Source organism: Trinickia camelliae (genome assembly GCF_053525655.1).
Genome location: NZ_JBCHAA010000001.1, coordinates 217,888 through 234,699, shown reverse-complemented (window position 1 = coordinate 234,699; position 16,812 = coordinate 217,888). Strand labels below are relative to the sequence as shown.

Annotated in this window: 20 protein-coding genes; 19 read left to right on the top strand and 1 reads right to left on the bottom strand. The window is 60.5% G+C overall.

Features of this window, described 5'->3' with window-relative positions; translation table 11 throughout:
• Positions 1-2: 2 nt before the first annotated feature.
• From AAHK20_RS01100 to AAHK20_RS01010, 19 genes are all read left to right on the top strand, one after another.
• Positions 3-440 carry a hypothetical protein gene (locus AAHK20_RS01100; RefSeq protein WP_449179581.1) on the top strand — a complete coding sequence of 146 codons (438 nt, stop codon included), beginning with the start codon at positions 3-5 and terminating at the stop codon, positions 438-440.
• A 241-nt stretch (positions 441-681) separates the two neighbouring features.
• Positions 682-1,149, top strand: coding sequence for a Gp37 family protein (locus AAHK20_RS01095; RefSeq protein ID WP_449179580.1), 468 nt, complete (start codon positions 682-684; stop codon positions 1,147-1,149).
• Entirely contained in the window at positions 1,146-1,358 is a 213-nt protein-coding gene (locus AAHK20_RS01090) for a hypothetical protein (RefSeq protein WP_449179579.1), read from the top strand. Before AAHK20_RS01095 ends, AAHK20_RS01090 begins: the two co-directional genes overlap by 4 nt.
• Before the next feature lie 20 nt (positions 1,359-1,378).
• Positions 1,379-2,806 carry a phage tail sheath subtilisin-like domain-containing protein gene (locus AAHK20_RS01085; protein ID WP_449179578.1) on the top strand — a complete coding sequence of 476 codons (1,428 nt, stop codon included), beginning with the start codon at positions 1,379-1,381 and terminating at the stop codon, positions 2,804-2,806.
• A 2-nt stretch (positions 2,807-2,808) separates the two neighbouring features.
• Positions 2,809-3,333: a phage major tail tube protein gene (locus tag AAHK20_RS01080; protein ID WP_449179577.1), complete on the top strand. Its 525-nt coding sequence runs from the start codon at positions 2,809-2,811 to the stop codon at positions 3,331-3,333.
• A 229-nt stretch (positions 3,334-3,562) separates the two neighbouring features.
• Entirely contained in the window at positions 3,563-3,811 is a 249-nt protein-coding gene (locus AAHK20_RS01075) for a phage tail assembly protein (RefSeq protein WP_449179576.1), read from the top strand.
• A gap of 299 nt (positions 3,812-4,110) precedes the next feature.
• Positions 4,111-6,003, top strand: coding sequence for a hypothetical protein (locus tag AAHK20_RS01070; RefSeq protein ID WP_449179575.1), 1,893 nt, complete (start codon positions 4,111-4,113; stop codon positions 6,001-6,003).
• Between the two features lie 21 nt (positions 6,004-6,024).
• The gene (locus tag AAHK20_RS01065) at positions 6,025-7,413 is read left to right on the top strand and encodes a phage tail protein (protein WP_449179574.1); all 1,389 of its coding nucleotides are present in this window, start codon (positions 6,025-6,027) and stop codon (positions 7,411-7,413) included.
• Positions 7,413-7,619: a tail protein X gene (locus AAHK20_RS01060; protein WP_449179573.1), complete on the top strand. Its 207-nt coding sequence runs from the start codon at positions 7,413-7,415 to the stop codon at positions 7,617-7,619. The genes AAHK20_RS01065 and AAHK20_RS01060 overlap by 1 nt, the downstream gene beginning before the upstream one ends.
• The gene (locus AAHK20_RS01055) at positions 7,607-8,776 is read left to right on the top strand and encodes a phage late control D family protein (RefSeq protein WP_449179572.1); all 1,170 of its coding nucleotides are present in this window, start codon (positions 7,607-7,609) and stop codon (positions 8,774-8,776) included. The genes AAHK20_RS01060 and AAHK20_RS01055 overlap by 13 nt, the downstream gene beginning before the upstream one ends.
• 7 nt (positions 8,777-8,783) lie before the next feature.
• Positions 8,784-9,425 carry a phage baseplate assembly protein V gene (locus tag AAHK20_RS01050; protein WP_449179571.1) on the top strand — a complete coding sequence of 214 codons (642 nt, stop codon included), beginning with the start codon at positions 8,784-8,786 and terminating at the stop codon, positions 9,423-9,425.
• Between the two features lie 170 nt (positions 9,426-9,595).
• The gene (locus AAHK20_RS01045) at positions 9,596-9,949 is read left to right on the top strand and encodes a GPW/gp25 family protein (RefSeq protein ID WP_449179570.1); all 354 of its coding nucleotides are present in this window, start codon (positions 9,596-9,598) and stop codon (positions 9,947-9,949) included.
• A 26-nt stretch (positions 9,950-9,975) separates the two neighbouring features.
• Positions 9,976-11,082, top strand: coding sequence for a baseplate assembly protein (locus tag AAHK20_RS01040; protein WP_449180039.1), 1,107 nt, complete (start codon positions 9,976-9,978; stop codon positions 11,080-11,082).
• Positions 11,075-11,710: a phage tail protein I gene (locus AAHK20_RS01035; RefSeq protein ID WP_449179569.1), complete on the top strand. Its 636-nt coding sequence runs from the start codon at positions 11,075-11,077 to the stop codon at positions 11,708-11,710. Before AAHK20_RS01040 ends, AAHK20_RS01035 begins: the two co-directional genes overlap by 8 nt.
• Before the next feature lie 15 nt (positions 11,711-11,725).
• Entirely contained in the window at positions 11,726-12,829 is a 1,104-nt protein-coding gene (locus tag AAHK20_RS01030) for a phage tail protein (RefSeq protein ID WP_449179568.1), read from the top strand.
• A 12-nt stretch (positions 12,830-12,841) separates the two neighbouring features.
• Positions 12,842-13,285, top strand: coding sequence for a phage tail assembly chaperone (locus AAHK20_RS01025; protein WP_449179567.1), 444 nt, complete (start codon positions 12,842-12,844; stop codon positions 13,283-13,285).
• A 148-nt stretch (positions 13,286-13,433) separates the two neighbouring features.
• A complete protein-coding gene (locus AAHK20_RS01020) occupies positions 13,434-13,982 on the top strand; it encodes a phage tail protein (protein ID WP_449179566.1) in 549 nt (182 codons plus the stop codon).
• A gap of 11 nt (positions 13,983-13,993) precedes the next feature.
• Positions 13,994-15,217: a hypothetical protein gene (locus AAHK20_RS01015; RefSeq protein ID WP_449179565.1), complete on the top strand. Its 1,224-nt coding sequence runs from the start codon at positions 13,994-13,996 to the stop codon at positions 15,215-15,217.
• A 15-nt stretch (positions 15,218-15,232) separates the two neighbouring features.
• Positions 15,233-15,673: a hypothetical protein gene (locus AAHK20_RS01010; protein WP_449179564.1), complete on the top strand. Its 441-nt coding sequence runs from the start codon at positions 15,233-15,235 to the stop codon at positions 15,671-15,673.
• A 289-nt stretch (positions 15,674-15,962) separates the two neighbouring features.
• Here AAHK20_RS01010 and AAHK20_RS01005 read toward each other — a convergent pair whose 3' ends face one another.
• The gene (locus AAHK20_RS01005; protein WP_449179563.1) at positions 15,963-16,445 is read right to left on the bottom strand and encodes a hypothetical protein; all 483 of its coding nucleotides are present in this window, start codon (positions 16,443-16,445) and stop codon (positions 15,963-15,965) included.
• Between the last annotated feature and the right edge of the window lie 367 nt (positions 16,446-16,812).

Sequence of the window (16,812 nt, the reverse complement as noted above, 5' to 3'; positions counted from 1 at the left end):
TTATGAACGCGGCTCGCGGGATGCGCGACGTGTTTGCCAAGCAGGTTCTCGGGGCCGAAGACGGCGAGAAGGCTCACGCCGACCCCGGCGACCCCTGCGGCGAAAGCTGCGAATGCGCTATCGCTGCCGCGTGCGAACGCGCGAAGACACGCAGGGAGAGCTTGCGGTGGTATCTGCTGCTCACGGTCTACAACTCGCGGCCCGAGGCGGTGCCCGAAGACATCGTGCAAGTGACGATGCGCTCGATCTATCCTGACGTCACTTCGATCGAGGTGCGGCTCGAGCTCGACTACCTTGCGGCGCGCGCGCTCGTGCGGCTGCACAAATCTCCATCGGGGCGATGGTGGAGCGATCTCACGCATCACGGCATCGACATCGTCGAATACACGGTCGACTGCGCGCCGGGCATCGCGCGTCCCATCAGGTACTGGAACCCTTGAACGCGGCCGGCGTAAAGCTTTATAAAGGCTTTACGCCGGTGTTCTTTTCGGTCGCGCGCGCAACGTGTGCGGCCTTGGTTCGCGAAGCCTCGCGCGGGCAGTTCTAAAGTCGATTAAAAGCCCCGCGCCGCGCGCCGTCCGAAGATGACGGCATGTTCACGACCACTCCCTCTTCTCATCGCATCGAAGCGCTGGCCTCTCGGCCTGCAACGGCCTGCGCCTTTTTCGCAAGGAGCCGCTGATGGCCACGCTCATGCAAATCATCGACTCGGTTATCGGCCGGCTGAACGAAGGTAGTGCGCTCAAGCAGCAAGCTGCATTCGTTCCCGGCCCCCTTAACGCCGCCGCCGCCTCGCATCCCGAGGGCGGCCTGTTCGTGCAATACGTGGGCAGCACGTTCGCCCCGAGTGTCGACGCCGGGCATGTGATGCAGCCCCGCACCGTTGCGCTCACCGTCAACGTGTTCACTCGCGGCGACGCTGCGCCGGGCGCGGCGCTCGATGAGCTCGACCGGGTGCGCCGCCGCGTCACGGGCTTTCGCGCGCCGGACTGCCGCGCGGCGTTGCTGAGTGCCGAAAAGTACCTTGGCGAGACTGCGGGCCTCTTGCAGTACGCCGTCGAGTTCGCCTTGCAGACCGTCGTGGTCGAAGAGGCCGACATCACCCCTGAAGCAAATCTGACTGTAGTCAATTACGAGGAAACGCGATGAATACAAGCGCAACCGATGCCCAGGCATTCGCCACCTACCGCTATCACGGCCCCATCAGCGGCGTCACGCTGCGCGTGGGAGATACCGAATACGAAATCATGCTGTTCCCCGAGAGCGAGGTGGAAATGCCGGAGCAGCACGAATACACGCAAACCCTGCTCGCGCTTGGCCTCCTGAGCGCGCAGGCGACGAATCAAGACGCGGCGTAAGCGCCGAAGGAGCATAGAGCATGGCAGCAAATTATCTGCATGGCGTAGAGACCATCGAAGTCGAGCGCGGGCCGCGGCCGGTGCGCACGGTGAAGAGCGCGGTGATCGCCCTTATCGGCACGGCGCCGATGGGGCCGGTCAATGAGCCGACGCTGGTGTTGTCGGAGAAGGATGCGGCGGCGTTTGGGCCGCAAGCGGCGGGTTTCACGATTCCGCAGGCGTTGAGCGCGATTTATGCGCATGGCGCGGGGACGGTGATTGTGGTGAACGTGTTGGACCCGGCGAAGCACACGCACACCAAGGGCATCCAGGGTGTCTATTTCTCGGATCGAGCGGAGACCTTCAAGCTCGATCTGCGTTGGTTGACGAACGTCACCGTGCAGGACAACGCGCGGACGAAAACCTTCGTCCAAGGTGTCGACTATACCGTCGATGCCAGCACTGGCGAAGTGCGGCGCATCAAGACAGGTTCTATCGGCACGGCAGCTGTGTATGTCACTTACACCGGCCTCGATCCCTCGAAAGTCACCGCCGCCGACATCATCGGCGCAGTGAACGCCGCTGGTGTACGCACCGGCCTGAAGGCGCTGAAGGACACTTACAACCGCTTCGGCTTCTTCGCGAAGATCCTGCTCGCGCCGGCGTACTGCACGCAAAGCGCGGTGACTGCCGAGATGATCTCAGTCGCCGACCAGCTTGACGCGATCGCCTACGTCGACGCACCGATCGGCACGACGTTCGCGCAAGTGCTCGAAGGCCGCGGCCCGAACAGCACGATCAACTTCAACACCTCCAGCGACCGCGCGCGCCTCTGCTATCCGCACGTGAAGGTCTACGATTCCGCGCTCGACGCCGAACGCCTCGAGCCACTGTCGAGCCGCGCCGCGGGCCTGCGCGCGAAGGTCGACCTCGACAATGGCTTCTGGTGGTCGAGCTCGAACCAGGAACTGGCGGGCGTGATCGGCGTGGAGCGCCAGCTCTCGGCGATGATCGACGATCCGCAATCGGAAGTGAACCTGCTGAACGAAGCGGGCATCACGACGGTGTTCTCGAGCTTCGGTTCGGGCTTCCGCCTGTGGGGCAACCGCACGGCGGCATGGCCGACCGTCTCGCACATGCGCAACTTCGAGAACGTGCGCCGCACCGGCGACGTGATCAACGAATCGATCCGCTACTTCAGCCAGCAGTACATCGACATGCCGCTGAACCAGGCGACCATCGACTCGCTGGTGGAATCGGTGAACGGCTATGGCCGCAAGCTGATCGGCGACGGTGCGCTGCTGGGCTTTAAGGCGTGGTTCGATCCGGCGCGCAATCCGGAGACGGAAATGGCGAACGGTCACCTGTTGATCTCTTACAAGTACACCGTGCCGCCGCCGCTGGAGCGCCTCACGTTCGAAACCGAAATTACTTCGGAATACCTGCTGACCCTGAAGGGAGGTAACTAAGCATGGCAGGCAAGATTGAAATCAACCGCATCACGAATGCGAACATCTATGTGAACGGCGCCTCGCTGCTGGGCCGCGCTGATGAAGTGAAGCTGCCGGACGTCTCGGCGATCATGCAAGAGCACAAGGCGCTCGGCATGATCGGCAAGATCGAGTTGCCGGCGGGCTTCGACAAGCTCGAAGGCGAGATCAAGTGGAACTCGCTTTACAAGGACGTGGCGTCCGCCGTGGCCAATCCGTTTCGCGCCGTGCAGCTGCAATGCCGCTCGAGCATCGAGACCTACGGCGCGCAAGGCCGCAGCCAGCAGGTGAGCCTCGTCACCTACCTGACGGTGATGTTCAAGAAGAACCCGCTGGGCACGTACAAGCAGTTGGAGAACGCCGACTTCGCGTCGAGCTTCGCGGCGACGTACATCAAGCAGGTGATCGACGGCGAGGACGTGCTGGAACTCGACTACATGTCGAACATCTTCCGCGTCAACGGCGACGACATGATGAGCGATTACCGCTCGATCATTGGCGGTTAAGCGATACCCAACCGATACCCATTGCCTCCCCAACCCGGCTGCGGCGGCAATCCGCCTAAGCCGGTTTTTGCGGCCTGACTCGCGACTCGCGAGTCAGGCTTTGCAAGCCCGCTACAGGTTCACTCCCCTGTAGCGGGCTTTTTTTTCATTTGCGCTAAAAGCCGCAAAAGCGCGCATCGCCGACACTCATTCCATCGCAACCATTCATCAACCAACGAAGGGGAACACGATGGAACTCAAGCTTAACTTTCCGTTTAAGACTGCTGCCGGCAAGGAAATCACGACGCTTACGCTGCGCCGATTGAAAGTGCGCGATATCAAGGCGATTAGTGAGCAATCGCAGGGGGATGCGGCGCGCATGGAGAGTCTCGGCGTAGCGAGAGTGGTCGATATGATTCCTGAGGATCTCGAAGAGATGGATGCGGCGGATTACCAAACGGTGAAGCGTCGATTTCTGGACATCTTGGGTATCGCCTAACGATATATGGGTCGGCGCTGCGGCGCTGGCTCGATGGTTCCGGTTTCAGCCAAGTGAAATCGATGCACTGAGCGTCGAAGACTTCTTGCGATGGCTAGACGAAGCAGCCGCGCAGATACGGCGCGAACACGGCGAGACATGAACTAGTTGGCGGTCGTTCCGCGTGAGCGGAGACGGCCGCTGACTTTTTTTCCGTATTCAATTTCATCCGCTGCATGTCAGCGAAGGAGTTTTGTCATGATGAACGGCTGCGATGCGTTAGTTCAGGTCGTAAGCGCTGAGTCTGGTGGGGGTGCGAAATGGTAGTACAGGCTATTGGAGGAGCTGCAGCAGGGGCGGCTTTGGCGGCTGCGAAGAACCCCAATGCCGTTCCGGGTATGGTCGTCGAACCAACGCAAAGCTGGGATGAATTCACGAGCGGCTTGACCTACGATGTACAAGATGACTTATACGTAATCAAGAAAAATACAGGTTGGACTGACGAACAGATGAAGTCGTTGGCCAATGTATTTGGAAAAATCGCGTGGCAGTATCGTCAAAACTTTGCCGACGTCGTGAAGATGGCGACGCAGGGAGCCGAGGCGTTTATTCTCGATAAAGAAAGGCTAGAAGCCCTTACGAGCATCATCGCCGAAGTTACCGAGACGACGGGTGCTAGCCGGGAAAGTGTGGGGAATTTTCTGTTTTCGTTGATCCGCGCCAACCCAAACATTTCGAATGAACAGGCCAGGTCTACCTTAGAGAAGGTATACGCCCTGCATGGAAAGGGCGGCATGGGTTCGTTCTCTTTCAAAGAAATGCTTGATCCAGCGGCGGAAATCATGCCGTTGATGGCAGGACGAAACTTGAAGGGTGAGGCTGCCGCCCTGGACGCCGCTGCGGCGCTCCAACTAGCTAGTCAAGACGGCATATCAAAAGACCTGGCAGAGAAACGTGTCAAGGCCTTCACGTTTCTGTTTTCGTCAGAAGCAGTGGCGGCGAATTACGCTAAGGTAGGTATCAATCTCGAAGCGGAATTGGCTGAATTGACCAAGACCATGACGCCATTGCAAGCGCGTTCTAAGCTCCTTGCTGCTTACGCCGCGAAGAAGGGGGGGAATGCTGTTCCATGGGACGGCATTCCAGGAGTGGGGAGTGATCAGATTCTAGCAACGGCGTTTGCACGCACACTGACTAACAATTCGGACAAACTCGAACAGTTCTATAACATAGCAAATGAGGACAGCAAGGGTGCGTTTGAGCGCGACTTCAAACTGAGCGATGGTCCGAATGCAAGGAAGAGGCGAATTAATGAGGGTTGGCGTCAGTTCGGGAAAACGTCCTCGGAAACGTTCTCGGAAAACCTTATCAACCATCCCCAAATGGTCTACGGCTATCCTCTTGTCTTTGACACGGTTCCGACACTTGAGAAAATTGACAGGGCTCGTGAGTGGAGAGAAGAAGTAGCGAAGACTGTGCGTTTCGGCTGGGCAACGTTCTTGGAAACCCTTAGTAATCCCGCAATAGCCTACGGCTACCCTTTTGCCCCCGACATGGGTTCGGGAATTACGATAGTTCCTGCACCGAGAGAAAGAGATCTAGCGAAAAAGAAACCAGTTGATCCACAAGTGGTAGAAGATTCGCTCAAATCTCTTGGTCTTCATCTCGACAATCCTATCGATACCTCGTCGTTTTTGACTTCTGGTTCGGCAGCTACTACTGGCCTTGACATTTTTGCGGGGAAAAACGCGGAGAAAGACGCGAAGCAAGCTCTGGTGCGCAGCGGTAATCCCGCAATCAATATGGCCGAGCGTGATAGAGAGAAAGAGGCGCTCCGAAACCGTATCAGAGTTCCATTCAGTCCAGTCCCGGCGCCTACGCCCGTTGCAACAACCGCGCAACCAATTTCGCAGGTGAATGTTCCGGCGAATCGCCCGGAAAATCCAACTGAACGCCGCTCCGCAGTCGTCAACACGGCAAGTAACGCATCTGTACCCGGTCGCACGAAATCATCCTTCCAAGGGAACGACGCTGCGTGCGCTTGTCCTCCGGCAATGGCGCCGGTAACGATCAACTTCAGTCCGACCATCAATGTCACGGACGCTTCAACAAGAGGTGCGGTGAACGAAGCACTGAAGCTCTCGACGTTCGAATTGCAGAAGTTGATCGAGCGCGTAGTCGACCAGCGCATGCGCACGGCATACGTCCATTGAGCCTAAACAAAGGGATTCGATATGTACGCAATTCTTGGCAAGATCAAATTCGATCTCATCGCCTACTGGAGCGGTTATGAAGCGCAATACGGCAGCCAATACGCTGAACATGCGCTAATCGAGGGCAAGCCGCGCTTGCAGTTCGTTGGCGACACGCTTGACGAAATACGCATCCAGCTCTCTTTCCACCGGCGGTTTTGCGACCCCGAGGTGGAACTCACGCGCCTGCGCAAGGCGCTGGCGTCACACGAGGCCATGTCTTTTTCACTCGGCAACGGCGACTACAAAGGCTGGTTCGTTTTGACCGCGCTGCAAGCGACGAGCCGTCAGACCGATCAAGCAGGCTCGCTCGTCTCCCTGGAGGCGAGCATCACCCTGCGCGAATACGTCGGCGACAAGCTCCACCCGCTGCCGCCGCCCGCCGTGCAGCCAAAGGTGCCGCCTGCCATGGCGCTTGCGCAGCCGGCAAGCGGGACGCTTGCCGTGGCGTCGAGCACCGCCACGCACGCCGCGCTGCGCGCCGCCGTGCAGCAGGCGGTGACGCTCCTCAAGCAGGGCAGCGCCGCCATCGCGGTGGCGCGGGACGCCGTGCGCGTCGCGCAAAAGATGCGTGAGAACCCGAGCGCCGCGCTTAGCGTTGTGCCCGATCTGCTGTCGAGCGTCCAGCGTGCGACGGAGCCTCTCGCCAAGCTGTCGCCGACGCTGTCCGCGTTCACCAGCAAGCTGCCCGATGCGGCCACGCTCATCAAAGCCGGGAGCCGATCGCTCGACGCGGTCCACAAAGCAGCCGACGCGCTCAAGGACGTCACGCTCGATAACGTGACGGCCCGCATCGAAAGCGTCGCCATGGCCATGGACGACGCCGCCGCGGCGCTGGACAGCGTCGCGCCGATCGTGAGCAAACTCTCGGCCGACTTGGCCACCCGCGTGGGGTCGTTCAGCGAGGCGCTTCGAACTGGGGCTGACGCATTGCGTGAAGTGCTGCGCGAAGCGCTGCCGTATATCGAGGCGGCGCGCCCGGCGCTCAGAGCCGCCAAGGCGACGGCCGATTTCTTGCGCACGCTGCGCAATGACCCGCGCGAGGCGCTCAAGAAAGCCCCGGACTTGTACAAGGAAATCGAAGCCGCGATCAAGCCGCTTGCCGAAGCGGTGCCCAAGCTTGCCGAGTTCGCGCAGAAAGAGCCCGACGCGGCGAAGCAGGAGCAAACCAAAACGCTCAAAGAAGCCGCCAACACCGCATGGGAGGCGTTGAAGGCCGCGCGTGAGGCACTCGATGGCATCACGCTCGATAACGCCGTTGAACGCATCAATGCGCTCGAAGCCCCGATGAGTCGCGCTGTCGATGCGCTCGAAAAAGCCCAGCCGGCGATTCGCGCCTTGGCCGACAAGATCGCAAAGAGGATCTTCTAATGTTTCTGACCCACATCACCACCGAAGGCGAGCGCTGGGACCAACTCTCGCAGCGCTACTACGGCAACCCGAACACGTACGAGATGATCATCGCGACGAACCCGCACGTGCAGCTCACGCCGACTTTGCCCGGCGGGCTCATTTTGTCCGTGCCGGTGATCGAGGCCGCTGACTTGACGGAGGATTTGCCGCCATGGCTGCGCTAAACGACGATACGCAACAGCCCGCAGTCGTCGCGCGCGTGCCGCATCCGCGCTTCGTGCTGACTTACGGACAAAAAAGCGCCGAGGCCTCAAAGAGCACTCAGGGGAAAGAGGAAACCCAAGAGCAAAAGGACATCACCAACGACATCACGCCGTATGTGCTGTCCGTGACGTACTCCGATAACCTCACGGGCAAGTCCGACGAGATCGAGGTCCAGCTCGAAGACGCCGATGGCCGCTGGTCGAACGCCTGGTATCCCGGCAAGGGCGACACGCTCACGCTGAAGATCGGCTACGAGCACGAGCCGCTCTTGCCGTGCGGCACCTTCGACATCGACGAAATCGAATTCGCGCAGCCGCCGTCGACCGTGACGATCCGCGCGCTCTCGACGAGCGTCGCGACCCCCGTGCGCACCGCCGAGAACCGCGCGTTCGAGAACACGACGCTCGAAGCCATCGCGAACTTCGTGGCCAAGAAGAACGGACAGACGCTCAAAGGCGAGATTGGCCAAGTCCGCATCGAGCGCGCGACGCAATTGCACGAAAGCGATGTCAAGTTCCTCACGCGGATCGCCAAGGAATACGGCTACGCGTTCAAGATCGTGGGCAAGCAGCTGGTGTTCACCGAACTCGCGAAACTGCGCGAGCAGAAGCCGGTCGTCACGCTCAGCGTGCAGGATCTGATCTCGATTCGCCTGACCGACAAGATCAAGGGTGTGTACCCCGAAGCGAAGGGCCGCTACTTCGATCCGAAGACGCGCGAACTGACTTCGTACAACGCGAAATCGGGCGACAAGGAAACGAGCAGCGACACGCTGAAGCTGACCGTGCGCGCGAGCTCGAAGGCCGAACTGCAAACGAAGACCGATGCCGCGCTCGCCGAGGCCAATCTGCGGCAGACCACGGGCAGCGTGACCGTGCCTGGCGATCCAAGGCTCGTGGCTGGCGTGACCTTCGAGCTGACCGGCTGCGGGCGTTTGTCCGGCACGTTTCAGATTTCGTCGGCGCGGCACCGGATTTCGCGCAGCGGCTATACGAGCGACCTGGAAGTGCAGCGCGTCGTGAAACCGGCGCCGGACACGAAGAAAAAGGCCGCGCCGGCGAAGAAGGCTTCGAAGCCAGGCAAGCAGCCGCCTCCCACGAAAACGATCCACGTCTGAGACAACCATGAACCCAACCCTCCAGGAAGCCGGTTCGAGCTTCAAGTTCGGCACGGTAGAGAGCGTCGACGCGGCCGCGTGCCGAGTGCGCGTGTGCCTGCCCGACTTCGACAACCTACGCACCGCATGGCTGCCCGTGCTGCAAGCGAAGACGCTGCGCGACAAGCACTACCGCTTGCCCGACTTGGGCGAGCACGTCGTGGTGCTGCTCGATGCGCACGGAGAAGATGGCGTGGTGCTCGGCGCCATCTATTCGAGCGCCGATGCGCCGCCCGCCGCGAGCCCCGACGTGCACCAGATCCGCTTTGCCGACGGCGCGCAGATCGAGTACGACCGCAAGAAGCACCAACTGACCGTGCAGGGCGGCGTCGAGAAGCTGGTGGTGCAGACCACGGCATCCGTCGAGCTCAAAGCCGCCACGGCCGTGACGATCGATGCGCCGAGCACGACCGTGACGGGCAACCTGCTGGTCAAGGGCCAACTGACCTATCAGGGCGGCATGGCGGGCTCGGGCGGAAGCAGCGGTGCGGCAGCGGCGATCACCGGCAACCTGACGATCAACGGCGGCGACGTGACCGTGCAAGGCAAGCGCTTCCTGCCGCATACCCACCCCGTTCCGCAAGGCGGCAATACGGGCGGCGTGAACTGACGCCCGGCGGCGCTCGCTTGCGCCCCTGCCCCATCACCTATCCATTTGCCTGTTCAACGAGCGGGCGGCGCTTGCGCCCTGCATGCGCCGCCCGCTTTCGCTCTGCCCAATCGAGCAGACCCTAACGCACTTTAATATCCCCCCTCGGGTCGCGGAGGCAACATACCTCCATGACCCGCCTATCCGACATCACCTCGATCCACTGGCAGCCCGCGCTGCAAGGCTTCGGCGTCGTCGAAGCCCAAGCCGACATCGACCAGTCGATCCGCATCATTCTCGGGACACCGAAAGGCAGCGACCCGCATCGCCCCGATTTCGGATCCGATCTGCAACGCTATCTCGACTACCCGGTGGCTCAAGCGATTCCGCATGTCGTGCGCGAAACCGTCGAAGCGGTGCGCCGCTGGGAGCCGCGCTGCGAGCTCGTCAAAGTCATTCCGTCGAGCGAGGGCTCGCAGTTGACGCTGCGTGTGCAGTGGAAGCTCGCCGACGGCATTCAACGCGAAACGGAGGTCCGTCTGTGACCACTCAGAACAACCGGGTCGAAGGCGTGAGCCTGCCCGAACCGAACTTCATCGCGCGCGACCCGCAAGCCATCACGAGCGAGATCATCGCCGACTACGAGCTGCTGAGCGGCAAGACGCTTTATCCGGCGCAAGTCGAGCGGCTTTTGATCGACGTGATCGCCTACCGCGAAACGCTGTTGCGCGTCGGCATTCAGGAGGCGGCGAAACAGAATCTCGTCGCGTTTGCACGCGCGCCGATGCTCGACTATCTCGGCGAATTGGTGGGCGTGACGCGTCTCGCGGCGCAGCCCGCGCGCACCACGCTGCGCTTCACATTCCCCGCGGCGCTGCCTCGTAAGCGCCTGATTCCGGCTGGCACGCGCGTCGAGGGCGGCAACGGCGCAGTGACATTCGCCACCGATGCCGAGGCTGTCGTGCCGCCGGAGAAGCTGTCGGTCGACATCGTTGCCACGTGCATCGAAGCGGGCAACGTGGGCAATGGCTGGCAGCCGAACCAGATCAATCGCAGCGTCGATGCCTTCGACGACAGCGACATCGCCGTGGTGAACGTCACGTCGACCGCGGGCGGCGCCGATGCGGAAGACGACGACCGCCTGCGCGAACGCATCAAGCTCGCGCCCGAATCGTTCTCGAATGCGGGCAGCCGCCTCGCCTACCGCTTTCATGCGCTGAAGGCGCACCAAAGCATCATCGACGTCGCGGTGCTGTCACCCGAGCCGGGCAAGGTGCGGCTCTATCCGCTGGTGGAGACGGGGCTGCCGGAAGACGCGATCTTGTCGCTCGTCGAAGCGACCTGCTCGGCCGACCGCGTGCGGCCGCTGACCGACGAGGTGAAGGCGCTTGCGCCCGCGATCGTCGAATATGCGATCGAGGCGAACCTGACGCTCTACGAAAAGGTCGATGCGGCGAGCGTGCGCGACCAGGCGCTAGCAAGCGCCCAGGCGTTCAGCACAGAGCGCGCGGCAGGACTTGGCCGCGACATCGTGCCGAGCCAGGTGATCGCGGCGCTGCAAGTGCCGGGCGTCTACGCCGTCGAATTGAAGAACCCGGCGCTCAAGGTGCTCGCCGAGAACGAATGGCCGCGCTGCACCGGCATCAAGCTCACCGTGACGGGAGTGGTGCATGGCTGACCTGCTGCTGCCGCCGCCACTTGCCGGCGACGCGCGCTTCCATGCGCTTGGGCAGCTCGCCGAGCGCTTGAGCGATGTCGATCTTGCGCCGCTGCTCGTGTACCTAGTCGATACGGTTGACGCGTCCGCGCTGCCGTACCTGGCGGACCAGTTGCACTTGCTTGGCGAAGGCTGGCAATTCGCCCGCGACGATGACGAGCGCCGCCGCTTGCTCAAGCGCTCGATCGAACTGCACCGCTACAAGGGCACGCGTTGGTCGGTCGAACAGGTGCTTGAGACGCTGGCGCTCAACGGCAAGGTCAGCGAGTGGTTCGAGTACGGCGGTGCGCCCTACCGCTTCAAGATCGACATCGAGCTTGCGGCGCGCGGCATGGACGCCGAGACGTTCGATTCGCTGGTCGCGCTGATCAACGAATACAAGAACGTGCGCTCGCTGCTCGAAGCGCTGGCGCTATGGCAGACCAACCGCAGCGCGGTGCCGGTGATCGCCGCCGCGACGCTCGGCGGCGAGCTGGCCACGGTCGAGCCGTACCGGCCGGGCAACCTCGATCAGCTGAGCGAAGTGCCTTACGTCGGCGCGGGACATTGGTGTGTCGAGACCGTCTGGGTGTATCCGCAGACCGCTTAACCCGAAGGAAACCTCATGAGCAACGAGTTTTTTACGATTCTGACCGCTACCGGCCGCGACAAGCTGGCCAATGCCACGGCGACTGGCAAGGCGCTGTCTTTGACGCACATGGCCGTGGGCGATGGCGACAAGGGCGCGTACTACGACCCCTTCGACACCCAGACCGCGCTAAAGCATGAAGTCTGGCGCGGTGCGCTCAATGATCTCTATGTCGATTCGAACAACACCAACTGGATCGTCGCCGAGCTATTGATCCCGGATGACGTTGGCGGCTGGTACGTCCGCGAGGTGGGGCTGTACGACAGCACGGGCACGTTGATCGCGGTGGGCAAGTTTCCGGAGAGCTTCAAGCCGGTGCTGGCGTCGGGGTCGAACAAGCAGTTTTACGTGCGGATGATTCTGGAGGTGTCCAATGCGGCGGCGGTGACGCTGCAGATCAGTTCGACGGTTGTTACGGCTTCGCGCAAGTACGTGGACGATAAGTTCGCTGTTCAGGCTACGGAGATCGTGCAGGGCACCGCGAAGATCGCCACGCAGACGGCGACGAACACGGGGACTGACGATACGACGATTGTCACGCCGAAGAAATTGTTCGCATGGGTCAAGCAGGCGACGGAATCGGTGCTTGGCATGGCGAAGGTGGCGACGCAGGCGCAGGTGAATGCGGGGACTGACGATGCGACGGTTGTTACGCCGAAGAAGTTGTTGGCATGGGTCAAGCAGGCGACGGAATCGGTGCTTGGCATGGCGAAGGTGGCGACGCAGGCGCAGGTGAATGCGGGGACTGACGATGCGACGGTTGTTACGCCGAAGAAGTTGCGGGCTGGGTTTTCAGCTTCCTTAACCGCGACGGGCTATATCGCATTTCCGACTTGGCTTGGCGGCCTCGTTGTGCAGTGGGGGGGGGGAGCTGTGCCGACCGGAAACGGCGACATCGTCTATTTCCCGATTTCGTTTCCAAGTGACTGTCTGCGTGTTGTGGGAACCGATTTTGGGCCCGGCTGCATTACGTGTGCGGCCGTTGCCAACGGAAGGACGTCGTTTCGCGCCTACGGCAGGGTTGGAGGAAACGCGAACTATCAATCGACAGCGTTTGGTTGGATCGCCATCGGCTACTAAGACAGGGAAATCATGGGACAGAAATTCGCCGAATATGATGCTCAACGGTCCATCGTCGCGTTTTACGACGAGGCAATCAGCGTTCTACCAGGTGATGCGCAACTTGTTGCGATCACGGACGAGCAGCACCAGGCGCTGCTTGCTGGACAGTCAAAAGGCCGGCGCCTTGCGGTCGATGAAAACGGTGTACCCGTACTGACCGACCAACTTCCGATGTCCGTGGCGCGGCTTGCGGAGATGAAGCGCGCAACGCGCGAGACGGCTCTCGCCGCAACGGATTGGCTGGTGGGTCGCCACCAGGACGAACTTATGACCGGCGATGAGACAACGCTGGCGCAGGCCCAGCTCGATGCGCTGCTTGCATACCGTAAGGCGCTGCGCGACCTGCCGAGTGTCGAAGGGTGGCCCTCGGTCGATTTGCCTGTCGCTCCAGAGTTCATTGCCGCTGGCGTTTAGCAGGGAAAGCCGGCATCCCTCTCCAAGCGGACAGCGCATTCGTCGTGGCGGATGTTGTCCGTTTAGCCCGCACCGTCGCGGGACTCAAAGCCGGTGACCGTTGCATGCGTTTGTCGCTTCGAAGCGGTCGCCGAAAGTAGGAATCCTTATGAGCAGCGAGTTTTTCACAATCTTGACCACCGCCGGCCGAAACAAGCTGGCCAACGCCGCGGCCACCAATACGCCGCTGGCCCTGACCCAGATGGCCGTGGGCGATGGCGACAAGGGCGCGTATTACACGCCGGCTGAAGCGCAGACGACGCTGAAGCACGAAGTGTGGCGCGGTCCGATCAACAACTTGTACGTCGATCCGAAGAACGCCAACCAGATCGTCGCCAATCTGGTGATCCCGGATACCGCAGGCGGCTGGTACGTCCGCGAAGTCGGCCTATTCGACAGCACAGGCGCGCTGATCGCCGTGGGCAAGTTTCCGGAGAGCTACAAGCCGATGCTCGCCGCGGGATCGGACAAGCAGTTGGACGTGAGGATGGTGTTGGCGGTGTCCAACACGTCCGACGTCACGCTGCAGATCGATCCGAGCGTGGTATTTGCCACTCGCGAATACGTCGATACGGGCCGCGCCGAGGATCTGGCGACGGTATTGCAAGCGCTGTGCGATACGAACCGGCTTGTTCTTACGCAGCACTATCTCAACTGACAGGGACTACGATGACTCTAGAACAGAAAATTTCCGACGCCGTCGTCGCGCAGAACGCGCTGACGCAGGCTGTCTCCAACAAGATGGGGCTGATCGATCAACGTGTCGAGCAGTTCGTCAGCAAGTGGGGCGTGGATGGCTATACGACGCTCGAGGTCGGCAAAGGCAAGCCGTTCGCAACGATTCTCGATGCGTGGAATAGTCTCAATGGCAAATCGTTGAAGGCTGACGTGCTCATCAAGGTAGCGGATGGCGTGTATGAGACGATGGGGATGGACCTGACTTCGCAACCGTACGCGCATCGGATTCGGATTGAAGGGAACGTCGGAAACCCGGCGGCATGCACGATCAAGTCCGTGCCGGATGCGGACAAGCAAAGTCACGGGTTGATTTTCACTTCCGTGCGCGGCGTGACGCTGGCCGGATTCAAGTTCATCGGAGAGGCGAGCGCGACGAATTTTACGCATCGCAGTTTGCTAATTCGAGATCAGAGTCGGGTTTGGAGCCCGCCCAATAGCATCGTTATCGAAGGTGGCTGGGGTGGTCTGAATGTCGAACAGATGTCGCGCTATGACATCGAGGGTTTGCGTGTCAGTAAAGTGAGCACCTGGGCCGTGAATGTAGGTTCGGGGTCAACGGGCAGTTTCCCGAAGCTCGTCGTAACGGGACTAGGCAAGAGCACGAGAACGACGATTCCCGCTCATGTCAATCCTTATCAAGGCACCGACAACAGCCACGGACTGCTCGTACAGGATACGTCGCGCTGCTGGGCGGGCGAGTCGAGCATAGCCGACGTCTACCATGCCTATTTCTCTACTCGTAATTCCTACCTCTATTGCGATGGAGCAGTTGCTGCACGCTGTGCCATTGGCTTTTACGCTCAAAGCGGTGGTGTTTGCTGGGCACACGTCAACGACGTTGGTCCGAACCGGCCTGTAGCGCTACGTGCGAGCGTGACCGATTCGGACTATGGTTACTTCGCGGATTGGGCTGGGTGTCTGATCGTTCCGGGTGCGATCGCGCAGCGATGTGTGGAAGGCTTCAGATCCGCCAACGGTTCGACTGTCCACGCCGTTGGCGCTTACGCGGAGAACTGCCAGAGGGGCTTCGTGGCCTGGAATCAAGCCATGATCGCTGCTTACGAAACGAATGGCAAAACGTCGAATACGCCGACACCGTATAGCCCGAATCAATCGTTCGTGCCTGGTAACAATAACGCCGCTGTCGGGTTTTGATAAAGGAGCAATTGAATGAGCTACGTTTGGCCGACCTATCCTTCCACGTCAATTTTGACACCCCCGCCCGTCGATCCTCGCCAAGCGCGTATCGACGCCGTTTCAGACGCCCTTGCCTCAATTGACCAACCCGTTCTGCGGGAAATCTTCGCAACGGAATCACTGCTAGCGCTGCTGTTGGGTTGCGCGACCTTGACGGCAGCGCTTTCCAAAGCGCAATCGATCGACGACGTGCGCGCGGCGGCGGCACCATTAGCAGAGGAAACCGCAGCGTTGCTCGAAGCGCTCGCCTCGGGCAAATTGAAGTTGCCCTACGTGGAAGAAGGCGCCGGAACGGCGGAAGTCTTTGCAAGCCTGATCCGCCTGAGCAATGGCACAACGGCCGCATTGGCGGCGGGGCGCAAGCGCCAGGCTGAAGCGGAGAAGGAAAACGCTGATGCCGAGACGACGTTGTAACTGTTCGCAGTAGCTGAAACCCAGAAAAAGGGAGCATCTCATTGAGTTGCTCCCTTTCTACATGGCTTCGCAATTTCTTCGCAGCGCCGATCGCGTGAAAAAGCGTTGCACCATTAGAAAGCCGCCACACCCGAGACTCTTCTCGCGCCGCGTGGGTTGAAATTCGCACACGTCATCAGCGAGCTCGGATTGGCAAGGCTGGGAAATCGATTCGGCGAGAATTAGTCGCGCGTTAGCCCTGTACTCAGCGCGGTGCTCAACCGGGTGGCGTCAATCTAACAAGGCCCCATTAGCCGATCGCCAACGCGTCGTCACGACGGCGTCGTAGAACCGGGTCACGAAAGGCCCGGTAAATTACAAATGCCATCCACAGGGCTAATACGCCGAAGCTCCACCATCGCAGAAATATTCCCCATCCCAAAATGAGCGTCCCAAACGCCGATAGCGTCAGCCCCCGCCTGGTAGCCAGGATGTCACCCAATGCTTTACTAGACTCGAATCCGGCGCCATTCTTGTGGACACCAACCAGATCCGTCACGGTGTGCTCAAAATAGCGGCGCGATGCCAACAGAAGGCCGGCGATGGTAACTATCGATCCCGACCGCTCAAACAGATGCCAACCTGCTGGGGTCCGCGCAAGGCAGGCACATATGATCGCCGGACAAACCGCCAGCACGATCAGGGCGATGCTGCGAACAATGTAGTCCCACGGCGCCTTCAAGGCTGAGTTGTGGAGGTCAGCGCCCACAGCGCCGTTATCAGGTTCTTTCATCAAAATACACACTCACTAAACCGCTCGCGCATTCAGCACAACGGCGCAACGTGGCCAGTTCATGACCATTGAACTTACTGCCAGAAAGCGGCGCTTATCTGACATGTCTGATATTTGGGTAAAAAATATCGCTTCTCCCATCAAGCGGCTTGCCATGAAGGCTGCTTAAGGGCCCGAAGTCGGTCTTCGGTTCGAAGCGGGTCGACGCATTTTCTCCATGGGCGCAACTAAGGTCCACACCTCAGGGGTTACAACACTTGTGACCGCAAGGAACATTTCATAGCCCTAACAACCAAGCCGGACTGAAGTACCACGCTTGTGCACCGCATGCATCATAGTGCTCGAACACTCTCCTTCATTAGCCCAC

Coding starts and splice junctions, on each gene's coding strand:
- AAHK20_RS01100 (WP_449179581.1), top strand. CDS start 3: ATGAACGCGGCTCGCGGGATGCGCGACGTGTTTGCCAAGCAGGTTCTC.
- AAHK20_RS01095 (WP_449179580.1), top strand. CDS start 682: ATGGCCACGCTCATGCAAATCATCGACTCGGTTATCGGCCGGCTGAAC.
- AAHK20_RS01090 (WP_449179579.1), top strand. CDS start 1,146: ATGAATACAAGCGCAACCGATGCCCAGGCATTCGCCACCTACCGCTAT.
- AAHK20_RS01085 (WP_449179578.1), top strand. CDS start 1,379: ATGGCAGCAAATTATCTGCATGGCGTAGAGACCATCGAAGTCGAGCGC.
- AAHK20_RS01080 (WP_449179577.1), top strand. CDS start 2,809: ATGGCAGGCAAGATTGAAATCAACCGCATCACGAATGCGAACATCTAT.
- AAHK20_RS01075 (WP_449179576.1), top strand. CDS start 3,563: ATGGAACTCAAGCTTAACTTTCCGTTTAAGACTGCTGCCGGCAAGGAA.
- AAHK20_RS01070 (WP_449179575.1), top strand. CDS start 4,111: ATGGTAGTACAGGCTATTGGAGGAGCTGCAGCAGGGGCGGCTTTGGCG.
- AAHK20_RS01065 (WP_449179574.1), top strand. CDS start 6,025: ATGTACGCAATTCTTGGCAAGATCAAATTCGATCTCATCGCCTACTGG.
- AAHK20_RS01060 (WP_449179573.1), top strand. CDS start 7,413: ATGTTTCTGACCCACATCACCACCGAAGGCGAGCGCTGGGACCAACTC.
- AAHK20_RS01055 (WP_449179572.1), top strand. CDS start 7,607: ATGGCTGCGCTAAACGACGATACGCAACAGCCCGCAGTCGTCGCGCGC.
- AAHK20_RS01050 (WP_449179571.1), top strand. CDS start 8,784: ATGAACCCAACCCTCCAGGAAGCCGGTTCGAGCTTCAAGTTCGGCACG.
- AAHK20_RS01045 (WP_449179570.1), top strand. CDS start 9,596: ATGACCCGCCTATCCGACATCACCTCGATCCACTGGCAGCCCGCGCTG.
- AAHK20_RS01035 (WP_449179569.1), top strand. CDS start 11,075: ATGGCTGACCTGCTGCTGCCGCCGCCACTTGCCGGCGACGCGCGCTTC.
- AAHK20_RS01030 (WP_449179568.1), top strand. CDS start 11,726: ATGAGCAACGAGTTTTTTACGATTCTGACCGCTACCGGCCGCGACAAG.
- AAHK20_RS01025 (WP_449179567.1), top strand. CDS start 12,842: ATGGGACAGAAATTCGCCGAATATGATGCTCAACGGTCCATCGTCGCG.
- AAHK20_RS01020 (WP_449179566.1), top strand. CDS start 13,434: ATGAGCAGCGAGTTTTTCACAATCTTGACCACCGCCGGCCGAAACAAG.
- AAHK20_RS01015 (WP_449179565.1), top strand. CDS start 13,994: ATGACTCTAGAACAGAAAATTTCCGACGCCGTCGTCGCGCAGAACGCG.
- AAHK20_RS01010 (WP_449179564.1), top strand. CDS start 15,233: ATGAGCTACGTTTGGCCGACCTATCCTTCCACGTCAATTTTGACACCC.
- AAHK20_RS01005 (WP_449179563.1), bottom strand. CDS start 16,445: ATGAAAGAACCTGATAACGGCGCTGTGGGCGCTGACCTCCACAACTCA.